The 19,977-nt window shown below is 40.4% G+C and carries 18 protein-coding genes; 10 read left to right on the forward strand and 8 right to left on the reverse strand.

Annotated elements, in window-relative coordinates; genetic code table 11:
• Window positions 1–107 precede the first annotated feature (107 nt).
• From gshB to MTF67_RS11815, 4 genes are all read right to left on the reverse strand, one after another.
• A complete protein-coding gene (gshB, locus tag MTF67_RS11800) occupies window positions 108–1,058 on the reverse strand; it encodes a glutathione synthase (RefSeq protein ID WP_008132396.1) in 951 nt (316 codons plus the stop codon).
• Between the two features lie 76 nt (window positions 1,059–1,134).
• Window positions 1,135–1,869, reverse strand: coding sequence for a 16S rRNA (uracil(1498)-N(3))-methyltransferase (gene rsmE, locus MTF67_RS11805; RefSeq protein ID WP_248519619.1), 735 nt, complete (start codon window positions 1,867–1,869; stop codon window positions 1,135–1,137).
• 74 nt (window positions 1,870–1,943) lie between these two features.
• Window positions 1,944–2,420, reverse strand: a complete 477-nt coding sequence (locus tag MTF67_RS11810) for a hypothetical protein (protein ID WP_006793185.1) — start codon at window positions 2,418–2,420, stop codon at window positions 1,944–1,946.
• Window positions 2,421–2,493: 73 nt separating this feature from the next.
• A complete protein-coding gene (locus tag MTF67_RS11815; protein ID WP_006793184.1) occupies window positions 2,494–3,387 on the reverse strand; it encodes a hypothetical protein in 894 nt (297 codons plus the stop codon).
• A 77-nt stretch (window positions 3,388–3,464) separates the two neighbouring features.
• Between MTF67_RS11815 and glnE the strand changes: the two genes are divergently transcribed.
• A complete protein-coding gene (gene glnE, locus MTF67_RS11820) occupies window positions 3,465–6,257 on the forward strand; it encodes a bifunctional [glutamate--ammonia ligase]-adenylyl-L-tyrosine phosphorylase/[glutamate--ammonia-ligase] adenylyltransferase (protein ID WP_248519620.1) in 2,793 nt (930 codons plus the stop codon).
• A gap of 96 nt (window positions 6,258–6,353) precedes the next feature.
• Here glnE and MTF67_RS11825 read toward each other — a convergent pair whose 3' ends face one another.
• The 3 genes from MTF67_RS11825 to tolC all read right to left on the reverse strand — a co-directional run bounded on the left by MTF67_RS11825 (window position 6,354) and on the right by tolC (window position 9,351).
• The gene (locus MTF67_RS11825) at window positions 6,354–6,926 is read right to left on the reverse strand and encodes a toxin co-regulated pilus biosynthesis Q family protein (protein WP_033025327.1); all 573 of its coding nucleotides are present in this window, start codon (window positions 6,924–6,926) and stop codon (window positions 6,354–6,356) included.
• A gap of 44 nt (window positions 6,927–6,970) precedes the next feature.
• A complete protein-coding gene (gene lpxL, locus MTF67_RS11830) occupies window positions 6,971–7,897 on the reverse strand; it encodes an LpxL/LpxP family Kdo(2)-lipid IV(A) lauroyl/palmitoleoyl acyltransferase (RefSeq protein ID WP_248519621.1) in 927 nt (308 codons plus the stop codon).
• A gap of 98 nt (window positions 7,898–7,995) precedes the next feature.
• Window positions 7,996–9,351, reverse strand: a complete 1,356-nt coding sequence (tolC, locus tag MTF67_RS11835; RefSeq protein ID WP_248519622.1) for an outer membrane channel protein TolC — start codon at window positions 9,349–9,351, stop codon at window positions 7,996–7,998.
• Window positions 9,352–9,502: 151 nt separating this feature from the next.
• Here tolC and MTF67_RS11840 point away from each other — a divergent pair, with 151 nt between their 5' ends.
• The 9 genes from MTF67_RS11840 (at window position 9,503) to rraB (ending at window position 18,588) form a co-directional block, all read left to right on the forward strand.
• On the forward strand, window positions 9,503–10,141 hold the full coding sequence (locus MTF67_RS11840; RefSeq protein WP_248519623.1) for an NUDIX domain-containing protein: 639 nt from the start codon (window positions 9,503–9,505) through the stop codon (window positions 10,139–10,141).
• Window positions 10,142–10,174: 33 nt separating this feature from the next.
• Entirely contained in the window at window positions 10,175–10,633 is a 459-nt protein-coding gene (locus tag MTF67_RS11845) for a DUF1249 domain-containing protein (protein ID WP_006793178.1), read from the forward strand.
• A complete protein-coding gene (locus MTF67_RS11850; protein WP_248519624.1) occupies window positions 10,620–11,405 on the forward strand; it encodes a metallophosphoesterase in 786 nt (261 codons plus the stop codon). The genes MTF67_RS11845 and MTF67_RS11850 overlap by 14 nt, the downstream gene beginning before the upstream one ends.
• Window positions 11,390–11,950 carry a YqiA/YcfP family alpha/beta fold hydrolase gene (locus tag MTF67_RS11855; protein ID WP_008128958.1) on the forward strand — a complete coding sequence of 187 codons (561 nt, stop codon included), beginning with the start codon at window positions 11,390–11,392 and terminating at the stop codon, window positions 11,948–11,950. Before MTF67_RS11850 ends, MTF67_RS11855 begins: the two co-directional genes overlap by 16 nt.
• A 42-nt stretch (window positions 11,951–11,992) precedes the next feature.
• A complete protein-coding gene (parE, locus tag MTF67_RS11860) occupies window positions 11,993–13,882 on the forward strand; it encodes a DNA topoisomerase IV subunit B (RefSeq protein WP_248519625.1) in 1,890 nt (629 codons plus the stop codon).
• Between the two features lie 29 nt (window positions 13,883–13,911).
• Entirely contained in the window at window positions 13,912–15,006 is a 1,095-nt protein-coding gene (locus MTF67_RS11865) for a PQQ-dependent sugar dehydrogenase (RefSeq protein WP_248519626.1), read from the forward strand.
• A 10-nt stretch (window positions 15,007–15,016) separates the two neighbouring features.
• Complete coding sequence (parC, locus tag MTF67_RS11870) at window positions 15,017–17,314, forward strand: DNA topoisomerase IV subunit A (RefSeq protein WP_248519627.1); 2,298 nt, start codon at window positions 15,017–15,019, stop codon at window positions 17,312–17,314.
• A gap of 225 nt (window positions 17,315–17,539) precedes the next feature.
• Window positions 17,540–18,253, forward strand: coding sequence for a 1-acylglycerol-3-phosphate O-acyltransferase (locus MTF67_RS11875; RefSeq protein ID WP_248519628.1), 714 nt, complete (start codon window positions 17,540–17,542; stop codon window positions 18,251–18,253).
• Window positions 18,253–18,588: a ribonuclease E inhibitor RraB gene (rraB, locus tag MTF67_RS11880; RefSeq protein WP_006793171.1), complete on the forward strand. Its 336-nt coding sequence runs from the start codon at window positions 18,253–18,255 to the stop codon at window positions 18,586–18,588. The genes MTF67_RS11875 and rraB overlap by 1 nt, the downstream gene beginning before the upstream one ends.
• A gap of 219 nt (window positions 18,589–18,807) precedes the next feature.
• On the opposite strand, the gene MTF67_RS11885 is transcribed toward rraB, so the two are convergent.
• Window positions 18,808–19,779, reverse strand: coding sequence for a zinc transporter ZntB (locus tag MTF67_RS11885; RefSeq protein ID WP_010556568.1), 972 nt, complete (start codon window positions 19,777–19,779; stop codon window positions 18,808–18,810).
• Between the last annotated feature and the right edge of the window lie 198 nt (window positions 19,780–19,977).

A 19,977-nucleotide genomic window follows, 5' to 3' on the forward strand; every position in this document is an offset into this window, starting at 1 on the left:
AAGTTAACTGATTTTATTAAAATATTAATACAGCAAGTGCTGCATTAATATTTAAACGTTAAACGCATTGTGTTCAGTCACTTTAACTTATTTAACCTGAGGCTAGACTATTTAGCTAATTTTCTCTCAATAGCATCAAAAAGAATACCTGTGATTGATATATCATACGCGGCTTCAATTTCACGCACACACGTAGGTGCTGTTACATTAATTTCGGTTAGCTTGTCGCCAATAATATCAAGGCCAACAAATACAAGGCCTTTTTCTTTAAGCGTGGGCGCAACGGCCTGTGCAATTCTCATATCTGACTCGCTCAATGGGCGAGCTTCACCACGACCGCCTGCTGCAAGATTTCCGCGAGTTTCTCCGTTTTGTGGAATACGTGCTAAGCAGTAGGGAATGACTTCGCCGTCAACCACAAGAACGCGTTTATCGCCTTGTGTGATAGCAGGAACATAATTTTGTACCATGGCATAACGGCTGCCATGTTCGGTCAGAGTTTCGCAAATAACACCTATGTTTGCATCATCTTCTTTTACACGAAAAATAGACGCGCCGCCCATACCGTCAAGTGGCTTTAAAATAATGTCTTTATGCTCAGCTAAAAATTCACGAATTTGTTTTTGGCTGCGCGTAACTAAGGTATCTGGAGTGTGTTCGCTAAACCATGCAGTAAACAGCTTTTCGTTAGCATCACGCAAGCTTTGTGGTTTATTAATAATTAACGTGCCTTCATCTTCAGCGCGCTCTAAAAGATACGTTGCGTAAATGTATTCAGTGTCAAACGGCGGATCTTTGCGCATTAAAATTACATCAAGATCGGCAAGGGCAATGGTGGTTTTTTCTTCTAGTTCGTACCATTTTTCTTCGTTGTTAAATACACGCGCTTTGGCAGCGGTGGCATAAGACTTACCTTTACGAAGTGATAAATCATCCATCTCCATATAGTAAATTTCGTAGCCACGCTCTTGCGCCTGCATCATCATTGCAAAGCCGGTGTCTTTTTTGATGTTAAACCCACTAATAGGATCTGAAATAATACCTAATTTAATTGCCATGCGCTGTGCCTTAATCTATGTGTAATTACTACTAGAGTTTACTAATAGCTTTGATATGAGGGTGTTTTTAGCTATTTCAATTAGCTAAATCACCAAATTGTAGCTGTAATGCACTTAAGACCGTTAAAGCGGCGGTTTCAGTTCGTAAAACACGTGGCCCTAAACGAATATCAACAAATTCTTGTTGTTTAGTTTGTGCCATTTCTTCGTCAGTAAAGCCGCCTTCTGGGCCGACTAAAAACCGAACGCCATCTTTAGGTACAGTAATGGTTTTAATGCTGTGTTCTGCGCGAGGATGAAGCGTGAGCTTTATCGCGTTAGTTGATTGCTCAAGCCACTGTTTTATGTCTATAGGGGGGTGAACAACCGGTACATAATTACGCCCTGACTGCTCGGCTGCCGCAATCGCTATTTTTTGCCATTGTTGATGCTTTTTATCAAGGCGGTCGCCAATGAGCTTTACGCCACAGCGCTGACTAAAAATAGGGGTGATTTCGGTAATACCTAACTCAACGGACTTTTGAATTGTAAAATCCATTTTATCACCACGCGATACGCATTGGCCTAAGTGAATTTTTAATGGTGATTCTACGTCGTGAGGATTAAACTGCTGTGGCATAACCACTACATTTTTTTTACTCACTTCTATAATTTCACTTAGGTATTCACCACCTTCGCCATTAAAAATAGACACATGTTCGCCTACTTTCATGCGAAGTACTCTGCCTATGTGGCCAGCTGCATCGTCATCGAGTGACACGGGAGTGTTTAGTGTAATAGGAGACGCTTGGTAAATATGAGGAACTCGCATGTGATTTCACTTATAAGTTTGCGATAAAGTTATATACCGCTATGTTAAGTAAGCTGCGAGCTAGGTGCAATTATTTATTGTTTATTAAGTAACTCTGTTAACTCAATAATATCGACTGATGTATCGGCTATGTCGGTATGACAAGATAGGTGGTTTGAAAAGCCTTCGTCTTTTACAGGGCTAAAAGCAAAACCGCTTTCATCTTGAGTGACTAAAAAACGTTTTTCATGCAGTGAGTTATAAATAAAACGTTGTTTTTCATCAGCCAGTAAATAATCGGTTTGATTAAACAATACACCTTTAATGTCGTGATGTTCATGTAAATAACTGGCAAGCTCAGAAACGCTAATTTCGTTTTCAAAATCGCAATAACAATAATCTTTAATGAGTTCATCAAACATCATTTTAACTAACTGGCGAGTATTGGCACCTGCAATGACTAAGGTACTTGGGGCATCTCGCTTTGCACTATTAAAATAGTGACCAGCAAACGCTCTGCTAAATTCGTTATCTATATCGATTAATAGATAGTTAGTAACTTCAAATGGCATAATGTCCCAGTGCAATTAAGCAAAGTGTTATGTAAGCAAGTTTTGTGTAAGCCCAAGCGAAAAATGTTTAATGTTAAATAGAAAACATGCTAATTAGTAAATAGCCTATTGCACAAAAAACAGCAAATTCAATACAAGCAATACCTATGTTGTCTTGATGATCAACTTCAAGTGCAGCATCAATATTGGGTAGTGATATTTTTTTTACAATAAATGTTAACGCATATAACAGTATCCACATTACACCGCAATGCATTACCAGTGTAAACAGGTTTTCAACCATTTTACCGTTTTGAAACGTAGCACTCGACAAGCCTGCATACGAGGCAAGCGCTAAACCAATTGATTTACCAGCATAGCGAATACCAATAGAGGTATTTTCTAAATTAAAATTACTTTGTAGCGAAGCGCCTTGATTGGCTTTTGCAAAACGATGTTCGCGTATTTTACTATCAAGTGCAAACATACCTTGCAGTAAAAAAAAGCTGACTAACGCGATTAATAAGTTACTGAAGCCTTGAGTGTGGGTCCATGTGTAAAGGCCTAAAGTCATAATGAAATTAGCTATTAGCATGCCAGAGTCTACTAAGGCGGCGCATACATTTTGTTTTAAAATAGCAGCTTCTTCGTTAAAACGATGCAAAATCCACTTTCGGTGAATCAAATGTCCCACTTTTATAAATGAAAACAACAGCAACACTAATATTGCTACTTTAAGTGGATTAGATTGTGCGGTACTTACACTTATTTCATCAAATAAAAAGGCAATGGTTGCAATAACAACCGAAATCTCTGAAGCAAAATTGATCCCCATTGCAAAGTTATCATGCTGGGCTAATTCATCTTTAAGCGCTTGTTTTAATTTAATTTGAGTTATTATTCTTAATGAAAAAATAGTTAAGCAAATAACAGCAAAACTAATAGTAATCGCAACAAAACTAGTGTTAGATAAAGATAAATATGACATGGTTGTCCTAATTAGAGTTAACCTTTAAGGTTTTAATCATTCTAGTACGGTTACTGATGATATAAAAGAGAGGATTGATGAGTAACGCAATACAACTTCCTATTCAATTACAAAAACTTGGGTTAAAGCGCTATGACCAGCTGTACCCGCAGCATCCTATAGAAAACGAAGTTGTAAGGTTATTAGCGTTAAGCGACTTTGCTTGGCGCTGTATTCAGTCTCAGCCTGATTTAAAAAGCGGGTTACTATGTGAAGACGAAATTAAAAGTAGAGACATACCTTCCCCCTTCGAAAACTTAACACTGGCAGATATAAACGAAGCACAGTGTCATCAAATACTTCGCAAATATCGTGAAAAATACTGGCTTAAAGTCGCTTTTTTAGATTTATGTTGTGAAAACCCAATTGCAGATAGCATTGAGTATATTAGCCAGCTTGCTGATAAGTTAATTCAAAGCGCTAACGAGTGGGCCCATGCGCAAGTGGCCACACTTAATGGTGAGCCTATAGATGAGCAAGGGCAATCTTTGCCTTTAATGGTACTTGGTATGGGCAAGTTAGGTGGTAAAGAACTTAACTATTCTTCAGATATCGACCTTATATTTGCATACCCTCGTAGTGTTAAAACTCAAGGCGGGCGAAAAAGTATTGAGGCGCAGGTGTTTTACACAAAAGTGGCTCAAAAGCTAATAGCAGCACTTAACCAAACAACAGGGGATGGGCAGGTATTTAGGGTTGATATGCGCCTTAGGCCATTTGGTGAAAGTGGCCCATTGGTCATGAGTTTTAACGCTATTGAAGATTATTACCAAGAGCAAGGGCGTGATTGGGAGCGTTACGCCATGCTTAAAAGTCGTTTAATTGGTAAGCCCAATCACTATTGGGATGAATTTAATCAATTGCTTAAACCTTTCGTATACAGACGCTATATTGATTTTTCAGTTATTGAATCGCTTCGTAAAATGAAACTCATGATTGCGCAAGAAGTTCGCCGTAAACGTTTAACCAATAATATAAAACTGGGGGCTGGCGGAATACGAGAAGTTGAATTTATTGTTCAAGCACTGCAAATGGTACGTGGCGGGCGAGAGGCTAATTTACAGACGCAATCATTACTTAATGCGTTAAACCAGTTAGCACTAAACCAAGTTATTGATAACGACGAAGCAAAAGAGCTGAAAAGTAATTATCTTTATTTACGAAAAGTAGAGCAATACCTGCAAATATTCGACGACCAGCAAACGCAAACTTTGCCTGATGATGAAATAAACCAACAACGATTAAATTATCTATTAGCACAATCAGATTTTGCAGCGTCAGTAAATGAAATTGAGCATGTAATGGCGCAGGTACACAATGAGTTTATTCAGGTAATAGGGGAAGAAACAGAGCCACTAGACACGTGTGAAGGTGCATTTATAAGTGCGTGGGATCATTGTGATGTCAGTTTTTTAAATGAACCTAAAGACGAATGGCAAGAACCACTGCAAGACTTTAAATTACGTTTGTCTAAAGTAAAAGTTGGAAATCGAGGGCGTGAGATTCTTGATAAACTCATGCCAGCCATGCTTAAACAGCTAAGCGACTTTAATGCTAGTGCCATAGTATTTGGTACTGTGTGCCAAATTCTTAATAAAATTATTTCGCGTACTGCCTACTTAGAACTGCTATATGAAAACCCAGGCACGTTAAAGCAGTTAGTTTCTTTGTGTTGTCATAGTAAGTGGATTGGCGAGCATATTTCTCGTTACCCAATTTTACTTGATGAATTAATTGACCCTGCCGTGCTTTATAAACCAACACCACTTAGCGCTTATAAAGACGAAATACGTCAATATTTTTTACGCATAGAGCACGACGATTTAGAGCTACAAATGGAGTCGTTAAGGCAGTTTAAACAAACTCATCAATTACGGATAGCTGCCGCAGACGCCACTGGCGTTCTGGATGTTATGAAAGTAAGCGATCACTTAACCGCATTGGCAGAAGCCATAGTCGAGCAGGCCGTAAACATTGCATGGCATAACACGGTAAAGCGTTTTGGCATGCCGCCAAACACTGACAATGAACACAAGGGTTTTGCCGTTATTGCCTATGGTAAAACGGGTGGTTTTGAAGTGGGCTACGACTCAGATTTAGATCTTGTGTTTGTTCACAATCACGATGGCTCGAGTCAAACCAATGGCGATAAAGCGATTGATTCTCGCCAGTTTTATTTAAAACTTGCCCAACGTTTAATGCACTTATTTAATACGCGAACGGCGTCGGGTATTTTATACGAGTTAGATACACGTCTTCGCCCAGAGGGTGCTTCGGGTTTACTTGCTATCAATTTAGAGAGCTTTAATCACTATCAACAAACACAAGCGTGGACATGGGAGCATCAAGCGCTGGTTCGTGCTCGTATTATTTTAGGTCAAAATGAGTTAGAAAAACGCTTTTCGCAAATACGTAAAAATATACTTTGCCAAGCGCGTGAAACGCCTGTGTTAAAAGATGATGTCATTAAAATGCGAGAGAAAATGCGCGGCCACCTTGCAAAAGGTAACACGCAGTTATTTGACCTAAAACAAGATGCTGGAGGCATGGCCGACATTGAATTTATTACGCAATACCTTGTTCTTAAAAATGCACACGATAGCGAGCAACTAAGTGTATTTTCAGATAATGTAAGAATACTTACTGATGCTGCTAAAATAGGCTGTATTACAAAAGAGCAAAAGCAGCAGTTAATTAAAGCGTATATTGACTACCGTTCGTGTTACCACGTACTCAGCTTAGATCAGCAAGGAAAGTTAGTTGAACGCGAGCAGTTTTTACAAGACATCACTAATGTGACTGCCATTTGGAAAGCGGTTTTTGAGCTGTAGGATTTGTTCAATCATATTTGTTTGCTTTATAAGCAAACACGCTCTAAGTGATGTACTTATATAAAAATCACGCAAAAGCGTGATTTTTTATCTAACTCAAATGTTGAGTTTTAAGCAGTTAGCACGCACAAACTCAGAGGGCAATTCAGTAATTACTGCCGCTCTTTGCTTATTACAAAAGTAGGTGTAAACCTCGTGTTCAAAGTCATCATTTATAGCTCTGCCTACTTGGTACAGGGCTGAGGTGAAATTACTGTCGACCCTAAAATGATCTTTAACGACATAGTCTTTACTTAAGTACCAATAGAGCTCAATGCCTTCGCTTTTAGCATACTCAACTAAAACATCTTTCAATGTTGAACCGTTTTCGAAGCGCCTAGGCTCCACACTTCCTGTCCAACTTGCAGGCATGGGGGTAACAGTGCGCGTACGCTGTTCTAAAACTCTATCGACAGTTTGATCTGGCTTTTTTAAACTCAATACGTATTGGTCGCGCTCTTTGTTGCTTTTAACTTGATTTCGAATCGAGGCATAAAAGCGAGATAATCCTTCGGCAGCGGCATTTTTAGATTCTTTTAAATCTAATGTTGGAACATTTCCCATTAAAAAGTACGCAGCAAGCGCTATTAATATGACTGCAAATGACAAGTACCTAATCCAAAACCACATTACAACAACCACCCTTATTTGTTCCTGTTATTGTTATACCATTACTAATTGTAAAATGAAGGAGTATTTTTATCTGGTCGCGTTTTAAAACGGCGATGTAGCCACATGTATTGTTCTGGTGCGGCATTAATTGATAATTCCATGCGTTGATTAACACGCGTGACATCGGCTTTGTCATCACCGCTTGGGAAGTTTTCAAGCTCTGGAATAATTTCTAAATGGTACTTTCCACTTTCATCTCGGCGGGTAATCAAACTCATAGTTTCGCAATTTTTACTGCCAGCGAACATCAGTGTACCTGTTGTAGTTGCGGTATCTTGCACTGCATAAAAAGGGACGAATTCGCAGCGGTTACGGCCATAGTCTTGATCGGGTAGGTAGTAGCACACTTTTTTATTTTTTAAGGCTTTTAGTAAGCCTTTTACGTCCTTTTTACCAACCAAGTATTCATTAGAGCGAAGGCGACCATTAGTTGTAAAGTACTCCATTAATGGGTTGTTGTGCGGGCGGTAAAAACCAATACCCATACAACCCAATCCCATTAATCGGCCTGCCATTTCAAGGTGTAAAACATGAGGTACTAGTAACAGTACGCCTTTTCCAGATTGTTGCACTCGTTCAAAGTGTTCAAGCCCTTTTAAAGACCCTAAAGCTTTTTTCGCTCGCCACTGCGGCCACCACCATGCCATTCCGGTTTCAACCATCGCAATGCCAGTGTTTTCCATATTTTTTAGCACCAATGCTTTTTGATCTTCGTCGCTCATATCAGGAAAGCAGCGTTTAATATTTACTTCGGCAATGTGTCGGCGGCGTTTCATGTATTTATGAACTAAACGGCCAAGTAGTTTGCCCAGGGCTAATTGAAGTTTTTGCGGAAGCCAAGAAATTAGGTATAAGAAAAAAACGCCAATCCACGTTAGCCAGTATCGAGGGCCTAAAAAAGATGCTTTAAAAGGAGATGAGGTGACCACAAAAATTGCTCTAAAATTAAAAACGCTAGTTTAACGCTAAGCGCTGTAAAATACAAAAAGCCAGCATGTAGCTGGCTTTGTATGTGTTTTTTGACTGCTTAGACTGCTTTTAAACCCTGGTTTATAGCTTCCAGGTCTTTGCTTGTTAGTGTACCCGCCGCTTGCTTTAAGCGCAGAGTAGACAGGACATAACGATAACGTACATCAGCAAGGTTACGTTTAGCATTGTATAGGTTTTGTGTGCTTACAAGTACATCAACAATTGTACGCGTACCGACCTCAAAGCCTGCCTCTGTTGCTTTTAAAGCACTTTGGGCAGATACAACTGCTTGCTCTAGCGCTTTATAGGTTGCAATGTCAGACACTACTTGATTGTAAGACGTGATAACCGTGCGGGTAATTGCGCGGTAATTGGCTTCGTAATCTTGGCTAGCTGCCACGTAAAATGCACGTGCTTGATCGGTAGCTGCTACTGTTGCCCCCCCAGAGTATAAAGGAAGGCTAAAGTTAAGGCCTACTGAGGTTGAGTCTGCACGAGGTTGTCTAGTTAGGCTTGTACCATTTATATCTGTATCTGTTAAAGAGTCGCCATAACTTGCGCTTAGGGTTAGCTTTGGATAGTGACCCGCTCTTGCCAGTTTAATTTGATCTTGCGCTATATCTACGGTTACTTTAGCAACTTGCAAGCTAATATTTTTATCTTTAGCAATACTTAAAAAGTCGCTAGAGTCTCGAGCTGGCTTAGTTGTAGAAAATGTCTCTGTATTTAAAAAGTCTAACTTAGCGTGGTATTTACCCGTAATTTCTCGTAGTTGCTCACGCGCTGTTTCTACTGAGTTATTGGCAATAATTTCTTGTGCAACAGAGTTGTCGAACTGTGCTTGTGCTTCGTGTACATCGGTAATTGCCGTTAAACCAACAGCATAACGTTGTTTAGTTTGTTCAAGCTGGCGTTCGATGGCGCGTTTTTCCGTTTTAATAAATTCAAGGTTATCAATCGCACTTAAAACGTTAAAGTAGCCTTCAGCAACACGAACAATTAAGTTTTGTTTAGCCGAGTCGTATTGAGCATTTGCTTGCAAAGCTTGTTTGTCTGCAATGTCTAACGAGTTCCATGCGCCCAAATCAAATAAAGTTTGGCTTAAGCTAAGGCCACGGGTGAACTGATCAGAGTCGCTTTCGACTTTAACTTGGTTTGATAAATCCGTCACACTTTGAAAAGAGGTTGAGTCACTTTTTGTATAACCCATTGTTAAACCAATTTGCGGCAATAATGCAGCCATTGCAGTATCTGCTTGGTAAGATTGTGCGTCTGCTTGGGCTTTTGCTTTTAAAACGGTAGGATCGTTGGCCGTTGCAATTTCAAAAACTTGTAGTAAATCTTCAGCGTTTGCTGCTGTTGTGCCTAATGCGCATGATAAACTAACTAGCGCCGCAAGAATGTTCTTTTTCATGTGTTGTTCGGTCCTTAGACAATTTTTATACTAAAACCATGGTAACCTGTTTTACGTAATAACTAAAAATAAAAAGAGTAAAACAGTGCGTCGAAATGTAACAGAATATATTAACGTACTTCAAAGTTTTTAATAAGTAGAGGATGCTTACGTGCCAGATAAAAAACTTGTTCAGTTTACGCATAAAGATGTCAGCGTAAAGCCGGTCAAAAATTTGTATAAAGGCTTTTTTCAGGTTGATTTGTATCAGTTTGAACATGCCTTGTTTGCGGGCGGTAAATCAGAACTTATTAGTCGCGAGATTTTAGAGCGTGGAGACGCCATTGCTGTGTTGCCTTACGACCCCATATCAGACACTGTGCTTTTAATAGAACAAATACGTATAGGGGCTATTAAAAGCAAACATTCACCTTGGCTACTAGAATGTATTGCTGGAATGACTGACGGCAGTGACGATTATGAATCGGTCGCAAAGAAAGAAGCGTACGAAGAAGCTGGGCTTAATTTAACAGAGCTTGAATTTATGCTTTCGTACCTTTCAAGCCCTGGTGGTACAACAGAGCGGTTACATTTATATCTTGCACGGGCCGATTTAAGTGACGTTGAGTCTAGTGTGTATGGCCTTGAAACCGAAGGTGAAGATATAAAAACTCATGTACTCAGCGTTGATGATGCGCTAACTCGCCTCAACAATGGTGAAATGGATAATGCTGCAACTGTTATTTGCATGCAGTGGCTTGCACTTAACCATGAAAAAATGAAACACAAGTGGACAGACTCTTCTTCATAGCTACAAATTGGCTCACAGTATAATGGTGGTATTTTGACAGTACAATTAGCAACAAATAGATATATCCAAAGCCTCCCAAAGTATTTAACGCTTTGTGAGCACAATTACTTACGACTTTTAAAATTGTTACCGGCTGAACGAGCGATTGGCTGCAGCCGAGAAGTGAAGTTGGGGAACAGTGAGTTTGCGACTAAGATTGATGGCAGTGCAAAATACACTATGGATATTTCTATTAAGCAGCTAAGCGGCATGGTAAAGGGGATTGCACCGCTTTATTTAACTGTGAGGTTGTATCACGATGCTAAAGTGGCTGAAATTATCCATCACGATTATCATCAGCGTATTAAGCCTTCTTATGGTTACCCTAATCCAAAAATGCATCAAAAAGATGAAAAATATCAACTTAATGCATTTTTATACGACTGGCTTGTAGCCTGTGTAGAACACGGACAAGCAACGCTGAATTGGGATGTAAATAATGGCTTGGTTTGATGAACCTTACCTCATTGATAAGTCGTCGTTACGCATAGCACATATTACCGATTGTCATTTATTCTCAAATAAAGCAGGTGAGTACTTTGGCGTAAATACGGCGTATTACTTTGAACAGGCGCTGGCTCATATGGCTAAGCAATCCCTTGATTTTGTAATATTTGGCGGCGACCTTACGCAAGATCATAGCCCAGAGTCCTATTTTTTATTTAGTGAGCTGATTAACCAAAGTGATTTAACATGCCCTGTTTTTTGGGTTCCAGGTAACCATGATGACATTGCTCAGCTTAATCGAATGAGTGGCGGGCAAATAAATCGCGCTAAACATATAGTGGCAAATGGCGTTGAGTTACTTCTTATTAATTCTAAAGGGCCAACGCCTGCAGGGTGGGTAACAGGCACGCATTTGAATGAAATTACCGAACAGCTGTTTGCTTCGGCGAGTTCCAAAATTATGTTTTGTCACCATAACCCACTCCCCATTGATGGCTACCTAGACAAACACATGCTCGAAAACGGGCCGCAATTACTTAATATTTTAGTTAATAGCGAAAACGTTTTAGGCTTGTTTCATGGTCATGTGCATAACGAATACATGCAAACGTTTAGAGCGCTTCCCATTTACGCGACCCCAGCCAGTTCAGTGCAGTTTAAAAAACACAGCCCCCAATGGATACAGCAAGACCATGGGCCAGCATACAGGCTAATATGTGTAAGCACGAATAAAGAGAATATAAGCACAGATATGGAAGTAGTATGGCTAAACGGGTAATCTATATTCATGGTTTTAATAGCTCAGATAAATCATATAAAGCTGTGCGCTTTGGCGAGCTTATGGCACACTATGACGTTGACTATTGTGTACCGTGCCTAAACCATGAGCCCATACAAGCCATCATAGCGCTTGAGCAATTACTTACACCTAATACTGTTTTATTAGGAAGCTCATTAGGCGGATTTTTTGCCACGTATTTATCGCAGCGTTATCAAATTCCTGCTGTGGTTATAAATCCCGCGGTTGCGCCATACACTTTATTAAAGCCGTTGCTTGGTTTAAATTATAATCCGTATCAAGATTATCATTATGAATTGAATAGCAGCCACATAGCGGCTTTAAAAGCGTTGGCTGTTGATGACCTAAAGCACCCTGAATTACTGTATTTATTACAGCAAACAGGCGATGAAGTGTTAAATTTTCAACACGCAGTAAACTATTATTCGCAATGTAAGCAAAGGATCGAGTTTGGTGGCGATCATAGCTATCTTGGCTTTGAACAAACCTTTGCAAGTATTGTAGATTTTCTTAAAATCACGTAAAACTAGTTAAGCATAGCCTTAGCGCATATAAAGATAAAAACTATGAGTGATCAAAATTATAACGCCGAAGCCATTGAAGTACTTAATGGATTAGATCCGGTAAAAAGACGCCCCGGGATGTACACCGATACTGTGCGCCCAAATCATTTAGGCCAAGAAGTAATCGATAACAGTGTCGATGAAGCTATGGCGGGCCATGCAACTAAGATTGACGTAATTCTACACGAAGATAACTCGCTTGAAGTCAGTGATGACGGTCGTGGTATGCCCATAGATATTCACCCAGAGGAAGGTATTCCAGGTATAGAGCTTATTTTTACTAAGCTGCATGCCGGTGGTAAATTCTCAAACAAAAACTATCAGTTTTCAGGTGGTTTACACGGGGTAGGTATTTCAGTTGTAAATGCATTATCTACACGTGTAGAAGTAACAGTTCGCCGTGATGCGCAGCAATACAGAATGGCCTTTGAAAACGGCGATAAAGTTGAAGATTTAAACGTTATAGGCACTGTTGGTAAACGTAACACCGGGACTACCGTGCGCTTTTGGGCCGATGCCAGCTATTTTGACTCTGCTAATTACTCTATTACCAAGCTTAATCATTTATTAAAAGCCAAAGCGGTACTTTGCCCTGGTTTGCGTATTAAATTTGTTAATAAACAAACAAAAGAAACGCAAGAATGGTTTTACGAAACCGGGTTAAAAGATTATTTAATTGAAGCGGTTAAAGGTTTCGAAACGCTGCCACAAGACCCATTTGTAGGTGAGTTTAAAAGCGCTATTGAAGGTGTTGATTGGGCTGTGGTATGGCTGCCAGAGGGCGGTGAATCGATAGCTGAAAGCTATGTAAACCTAATCCCCACTGCGCAAGGCGGTACACATGTTAATGGTTTACGCCAAGGCTTACTTGAAGCCATGCGCGAGTTTTGTGAATTTAGAAACTTATTACCTCGTGGTGTAAAACTTACCCCAGACGATATATGGGAGCGCTGTAGTTATGTGCTTTCGGTTAAAATGCAAGACCCTCAGTTTGCCGGCCAAACAAAAGAAAAACTGTCTTCACGCACGTGTGCGGCACTTGTTTCGGGTGTTGTAAAAGATGCATTTAGCCTTTGGTTAAATGAACATACAGATATAGCAGAGTTGTTAGCTGAGCTGTGTATATCAAACGCACAAAGTCGTTTAAAAGCCGCTAAAAAAGTAGTGCGTAAACGCGTTACAGCGGGCCCCGCATTACCGGGCAAACTTACCGACTGTAGTGCAGCAGATAACGACCGTACTGAACTATTTTTAGTAGAGGGTGACTCTGCTGGTGGCTCGGCTAAGCAAGCGCGAGATCGTGAGTTTCAAGCAATAATGCCGCTGCGTGGTAAAATTTTAAATACGTGGGAAGTTGAGTCAGGGCAAATATTAGCATCGCAAGAGGTACATGATATTTCGGTGGCTTTAGGGATCGATCCTGATTCAGCCGACATGAGCGGGCTACGCTACAATAAAATTTGTATATTGGCCGATGCTGACTCTGATGGTCTTCACATTGCCACACTTTTATGTGCTTTGTTTGTTCGACACTTTCCGCAGTTAGTAAAAACAGGTCATGTATACGTAGCAATGCCACCACTATTTAGAATAGATATTGGTAAAGAGGTATTTTACGCCCTAGATGAAGATGAAAAAACCAGTATTTTGGCCCGTATTGAAGCAGAAAAAAAACGCGGTAAAGTAAACGTACAGCGATTTAAAGGATTGGGTGAAATGAACCCACTGCAACTTCGCGAAACCACCATGGATCCAAATACAAGACGTTTAGTTCAGCTAACACTTGATGAAGAAGTTCAAACCATGGAAATGATGGATATGTTACTTGCTAAAAAGCGCTCGCCAGACAGGCGCCAATGGTTAGAAGATCATGGTAACAAGGCACAAGTATAATGATGCGTGTTGGCCACTAGGAGATAGATATGAATAAACTACTAGCAAGTGTATTGTTACTGAGTTTAATAAGTGCGCCTGCAATGGCTAAAAACATACTAGACAAGCTTAGTGTTGCACCTGGTTTTGAACTTAGTTTATTTGCAGACAACGTTGAAAATGCGCGCCAAATTGCAGTATCAAAAAAAGGCATTGTTTACGCAGGCTCGCGCAAAGCAGGTAATGTGTATGCGCTTATCGATCATAATAGCGATGGCGTAGCCGATAAAAAAATTGTGATTGCAGAGGGTTTAAATATGCCCTCAGGGCTGGCTATTAAAGAGGGTGATTTATACGTAGGTGAAGTGCATCGTATTATTCGCTTTAAAAATATAGACACCCAATTAAAAGATCCGAAGTTTGATGTGATCTACAACGCATTGCCATCAGAGCGCCATCATGGCTGGAAGTTTTTACGCTTCACACCCACAGGCGAATTGCTTATTCCTGTAGGTGTACCGTGTAATATTTGCGCCGAAGACGAGCGCTTTGGTCGTATTTTTTCACTAAACGTAGAAACCAAGCAAATTAAAACAATAGCGCAGGGCGTTCGAAATACCGTTGGTTTTGATTTTCACCCAAGCACTCAGGCTTTGTGGTTTAGTGATAATGGTCGCGACATGATGGGCGATGATATTCCACCAGATGAAATAAACCGCGTAAGTAAAGAAGGGGAGCACTTTGGGTTCCCTTATATTCATGCCGGTGCGATTAGTGATCCTGAATTTGGTAAAGGAAAAAATATTGCTGATTACACGTCTCCTGCGCTCGCATTGCCTGCCCATGTGGCACCATTAGGTATTCATTTTTACAACGCAAAACAATTCCCAGCAAGCTACAAAGAGCAGTTATTTGTTGCTGAACATGGCTCATGGAATCGTAGTAAAAAAGCAGGCTACAAAGTAGCTATAGCCACAATAGAGCAAGGCCGTGTGACTAAATACACGCCGTTTATTACCGGCTTTATGAAAGACGAAACAACATTTGGACGCCCAGTTGCATTTGCAGAGTTAGGTGACGGCAGTCTGTTAGTAAGTGACGATTACGCCAATGTAATCTACCGCGTAAGCTATAAGAAAAACTAGGTAAGCTTTAATGAGTGATACAGATACCTTGCTAATGCAAGGAATAGAGCAACAAACAATGGGGCGCTTTACTGAAGACGCCTATTTAAACTATTCCATGTACGTGATCATGGATCGTGCTTTGCCACATGTTGGTGATGGCTTAAAACCAGTGCAGCGTCGTATTATTTACGCGATGAGCGAATTAGGTTTATCGGCCGCAGCTAAATATAAAAAGTCAGCTCGTACCGTGGGTGACGTACTCGGTAAATATCACCCTCATGGCGATAGTGCTTGTTATGAAGCGATGGTACTTATGGCGCAACCGTTTTCGTATCGCTATCCACTTGTCGACGGCCAAGGAAACTGGGGTGCTGCTGATGATCCTAAATCATTTGCTGCAATGCGTTATACTGAAGCGCGTTTATCTAAGTTTTCTGAAGTACTGCTTAAAGAGCTTGGCCAAGGCACGGTAGATTGGACACCAAACTTTGATGGTACACTAGATGAACCGGTTGTATTGCCCTCACGCTTACCGCATATTTTACTTAATGGCATTACCGGTATTGCTGTTGGTATGGCAACTGATATTCCGCCTCATAACGTGAGAGAAGTAGCCAGTGCATGTTGTTTATTACTCGACAAACCAAAGACAGAGCTTGATGAATTATTAGAGCTAGTACACGCACCTGACTACCCAACCGATGCCGAAATAATTACCCCAAAAGCCGATATTCATAAAATATATAAAACCGGCCGAGGCTCAATTAAAATGCGTGCGGTGTATAGTGAAGAGCAAGGCGATATTGTGATCACCGCGCTTCCGCATCAATGTTCAGGTGGTAAGGTACTTGAGCAAATTGCAGCGCAAATGAACGCAAAAAAACTGCCTATGATTGCTGATTTACGTGACGAGTCAGATCACGAAAACCCAACACGTATAGTGATTATACCGCGCTCTAATCGTATTAAAGCTGAGCCATTAATGGCTCACCTGTTTGCGACCACCGATTTAGAAAAAAACTACCGCGTAAACTTAAATATGCTGGGGTTAGATGGTCGTCCGCAGGTTAAAGATTTGCGTAGTATTTTAAGTGAGTGGCTCATATTTAGGCGCGAGACTGTTCGTCGTCGTTTGCAGTATCGTTTAGATAAAGTACTGGCGCGCTTACATATTTTAGAAGGCTTATTAGCAGCATTCTTAAATATTGATGAAGTGATTGAAATTATTCGCAGTGAAGATAAGCCAAAGCCTATTTTAATGCAGCGCTTTGATTTAACCGATATACAAGCAGAAGCTATTTTAGAGTTAAAACTTCGCCATTTAGCTAAACTTGAAGAGTTTAAAATTCGTGGTGAGCAAGACGAGCTTGCTAAAGAGCGTGATAAATTAGAACTCACGCTTGGCTCAGACCGCCGTATGTCAACGTTGCTTAAAAAAGAAATTCAAGAAGCGGCAGAAATGTATGGTGATGATCGTCGTTCTCCTGTTATCGAGCGCTCGGAGGCGAAAGCTTTAAACGAAAAAGATTTAATTCCATCAGAATCAGTGACTGTTGTTCTTTCAGACAAAGGTTGGGCACGCGTTGGTAAAGGTCATGACTTGGATGCGCAAGGTTTAAGTTACCGCTCAGGCGATGCCTACAGAGCTTCAGCTCGCGGTAAGAGTAATCAGCCCGCCGTATTTTTAGATTCAGCAGGGCGTGCATTTGCAACTGATGCACATAGTTTACCGTCGGCACGTAGCCAAGGCGAGCCAATGACTGGGCGTTTTAACTTAACAACAGGTGCAAATTTTGAGCACGTTGTTATGGCTGAAGATAGCCAAGTATTACTTATGGCATCGGACGCGGGTTACGGTTTTATCACTGATTTTAAAGATCTTGTGAGTAAAAACAAAAACGGTAAAGCGTTAGTGAGTGTGCCTAAAGGCGGTATTTTACTCAAACCAATTAGAGTGAGCGATGTAGCTAGCGATTACTGTATGGCTATTTCTAACGAAGGACGCATGCTTTTATTCCCACTACGCGATTTACCTAAACTAGGTAAAGGTAAGGGTAATAAAATTATTTCTATCCCTGGTGCAAAGGTACAGGCTCGTGAAGAGTTTGTAAAAGTACTGGCTGTTGTCCCTCTAGGAAGTAGCGTTACATTGCATGCAGGTAAACGCAAGCTAACCCTTAAACCAACAGATTTAGAGCATTATCATGGTGAACGAGGTCGTCGAGGTAACAAGTTACCGCGAGGCTTGCAGCGTGTTGATGAAGCCGTTATTGAGCTAACGCCTCAAGATGAAGAGCCTGTTGAAAGTACAGCCGATGAATCATAAGCTCTGAGCTCACGTATTACGGCCTGCAATTGCAGGCCGTTTTTGTTTTTAGAGCCCAATTTTTACCATTTTATTGTTATGTGTTAAGCAATTAATTTTAGCATTGACTCTATTTGAGCGTACAGTTGTTCGCTATTGTCTCGTCTGTGTCACAAAAAAACGCTATAATAGTGTCATAGTGCGTAATGACATGCGCACCGCACACAATTGATTTGGAGAACGAGTTTGTTAGCTGTAATACGTGTTTTTATTATGTTTATATTTATATTATTGAGTTGTATTTTTGGTTTATTACTTTCATTAGTCAGGCCTTTTCACCCAAATAATGTTCACATAATTGCAGGTTGGTTTGGTTCTATGGCCAAAATGATCGGTGTTAAATTAGTGCTGACACGCCATCAAGATGCTGAAAATATTGGCCCTGCAGTGTACGTTGCAAATCATCAAAATAGTTATGATTTATTTACAGTACCAGCAATGGTACCAAAAAACTGTGTAAGTCTTGGTAAAAAGAGCCTAAAGTGGATCCCGTTTTTTGGTCAACTTTATTGGCTGTCAGGTAATATTTTAATAGATAGAGCGAATCGTTCAAAAGCGGCTGGTACTATTTCAAAAGCAGCTGAAAAAATTAAGAAAAATGGGCTATCTATATGGGTATTTGCAGAAGGTACACGAAGCTATGGGCGCGGTTTATTACCTTTTAAAACAGGTGCTTTTCATACCGCGATGAGTGCGGACGTGCCAGTGGTTCCCGTGTGTATGAATACAACGCATAAAACCATTAAGCTAAATCGTTGGGATAATGGTACAATTTACATCGAAATGTTAGCGCCTATATCACTTGATAAAAGTATAAGTGCGCGAGAGCACGCTCAAAACGTACATACTGTTATGGCTGCTAAAATAAACGAATTAGATGCTCAAGTGAGAGAGAAATAATGGAAAACTGGCGCGAAATAAGTGAAGACATCGTAAGTTCATTACTTGAAGATGGATCAGATCCTGAAATACTTTATGAAGTAGAGCACCACTTTGTGTGTGAAGACTTCCCTAAACTAGAGCAAGCCGCATTGGCTGCTTTTAAATTAGGCTACGATGTTGAAGAGCCAGCAGAGCTTGAGCTTGAAGACGGCAGCAAAATTTGGAGCTTCGACATAGTAGTAGAAGCTGAGCTAGACGTAGACGTCATTATGGAAGACGTTGATAAACTAGCAGCACTTGCTGTTGAATGCGACGTTGAGTACGACGGTTGGGGCACTTACTTTCAAGAGTAATTAGCGATTCAAGTATAAAAATTAAAAAAGGCGAGCATTTAACAATGCGCGCCTTTTTAGTTTTTAATTGATGGCTATATCAGGTTTATATCAATACTTAATAAACTTGAAGGGCTAAACCAGGGAGGCACTGGTTTAAACTTAGGTATTTAGAATAACAAAATATTTGCCCTGTCATCGACATGATTTTTCAGCCTCCAGATAGATCACTTAATACTATTAGAGCCACTTTTTATTTTTAAAATACACACCAATACCACCAGTAAGTATCACTAAAAACACAATAAATAGCGTAAATGCGTAAGGGTTGTCTGTGCCTGGAATTCCCCCAACGTTTACCCCAAGCAAGCCTGTTAAAAAGCCTAGCGGTAAAAACAAGGCAGCCACTACCGACATCACATACATACGTTGGTTTAACTGCTCAGAAACATGGTTAGTAACTGTTTGTTGAATAATTTGTGCACGCTCTATTGAGCTGTCTAATTCTTCAAGGTAGCGAATAAGTAAGTTAGTGGTTTCGTTTAGCTTTGCCTTATCGTCATCTAAAAGCCACTCATAATGACCGTTTACCATTGTAGTGAGCGCCTCTTTTTGAGGCTTTAAATAACGCTTAAGCGCAATAGTTTGGCGGCGTAACTGCGATAGCGCTTGGTTGTCAAAACGCTTACTTGGCTCGTCTATTTCTTCTTCAAAGCCATCAAGTGTTTCATCTAAAGAGTTAATAACACTTTGCATACGTGAAGTCAGCTTTTGTGTAATAGCACACACAAGCTCTGATATAGAGCACGGGCCTTTATTGTCTTTTAACGAGTTAAGTACATCGTCAATAGATAAAAGGCGACGCTTACGAGAAGTGATGACTATATTTTCGTTAATAAATAAACGTACCGACACCATGTCCTCGGGGCTTTGCGCTGGGTTTAAGTTTACACCGCGCAAAAACAGCATGTGTCCATTTGCAGACTGCGTGATACGTGGGCGTGTTTCATCCGCCGTAAATGACTCTAGCTCATAATCGGTTAAAAGCTCACAGTGTTTGAGCCAGTTGACTACGTCGGTTTGGCTGTAATCCATATGGACCCATAATTTACCTTGCTCAGGTTGCCAGTTGTGAAGGTCTTCGCTGCTTTTAACAGCACGTGTACCGCCTTTTTCATCAAGCACTAGGGCATGAAGCAAACCATTAATCATAATAAGATCTCAAAAGAGTGTATTTTTAATACAGTAAACTATAGTGTATCTACATACCCAAAACATATTTACTTTTAATAAGTTAAAACATATTCAATTTAAGTAGAGTCATAGTGCTGATTTAATTTTATGCTCAGCAAGGCGCGCATTGTGTGATGAGTTACCTTAAAAGATCAATTTAATTTACTCATCGATTAG

Origin of the sequence: Pseudoalteromonas sp. 2CM32C (assembly GCF_023161925.1) — a bacterium.
Lineage (GTDB): Bacteria > Pseudomonadota > Gammaproteobacteria > Enterobacterales > Alteromonadaceae > Pseudoalteromonas > Pseudoalteromonas marina.

Coding starts and splice junctions, on each gene's coding strand:
- gshB (WP_008132396.1), bottom strand. CDS start 1,058: ATGGCAATTAAATTAGGTATTATTTCAGATCCTATTAGTGGGTTTAAC.
- rsmE (WP_248519619.1), bottom strand. CDS start 1,869: ATGCGAGTTCCTCATATTTACCAAGCGTCTCCTATTACACTAAACACT.
- MTF67_RS11810 (WP_006793185.1), bottom strand. CDS start 2,420: ATGCCATTTGAAGTTACTAACTATCTATTAATCGATATAGATAACGAA.
- MTF67_RS11815 (WP_006793184.1), bottom strand. CDS start 3,387: ATGTCATATTTATCTTTATCTAACACTAGTTTTGTTGCGATTACTATT.
- glnE (WP_248519620.1), top strand. CDS start 3,465: ATGAGTAACGCAATACAACTTCCTATTCAATTACAAAAACTTGGGTTA.
- MTF67_RS11825 (WP_033025327.1), bottom strand. CDS start 6,926: ATGTGGTTTTGGATTAGGTACTTGTCATTTGCAGTCATATTAATAGCG.
- tolC (WP_248519622.1), bottom strand. CDS start 9,351: ATGAAAAAGAACATTCTTGCGGCGCTAGTTAGTTTATCATGCGCATTA.
- MTF67_RS11850 (WP_248519624.1), top strand. CDS start 10,620: ATGGCTTGGTTTGATGAACCTTACCTCATTGATAAGTCGTCGTTACGC.
- MTF67_RS11855 (WP_008128958.1), top strand. CDS start 11,390: ATGGCTAAACGGGTAATCTATATTCATGGTTTTAATAGCTCAGATAAA.
- parE (WP_248519625.1), top strand. CDS start 11,993: ATGAGTGATCAAAATTATAACGCCGAAGCCATTGAAGTACTTAATGGA.
- MTF67_RS11865 (WP_248519626.1), top strand. CDS start 13,912: ATGAATAAACTACTAGCAAGTGTATTGTTACTGAGTTTAATAAGTGCG.
- parC (WP_248519627.1), top strand. CDS start 15,017: ATGAGTGATACAGATACCTTGCTAATGCAAGGAATAGAGCAACAAACA.
- rraB (WP_006793171.1), top strand. CDS start 18,253: ATGGAAAACTGGCGCGAAATAAGTGAAGACATCGTAAGTTCATTACTT.
- MTF67_RS11885 (WP_010556568.1), bottom strand. CDS start 19,779: ATGATTAATGGTTTGCTTCATGCCCTAGTGCTTGATGAAAAAGGCGGT.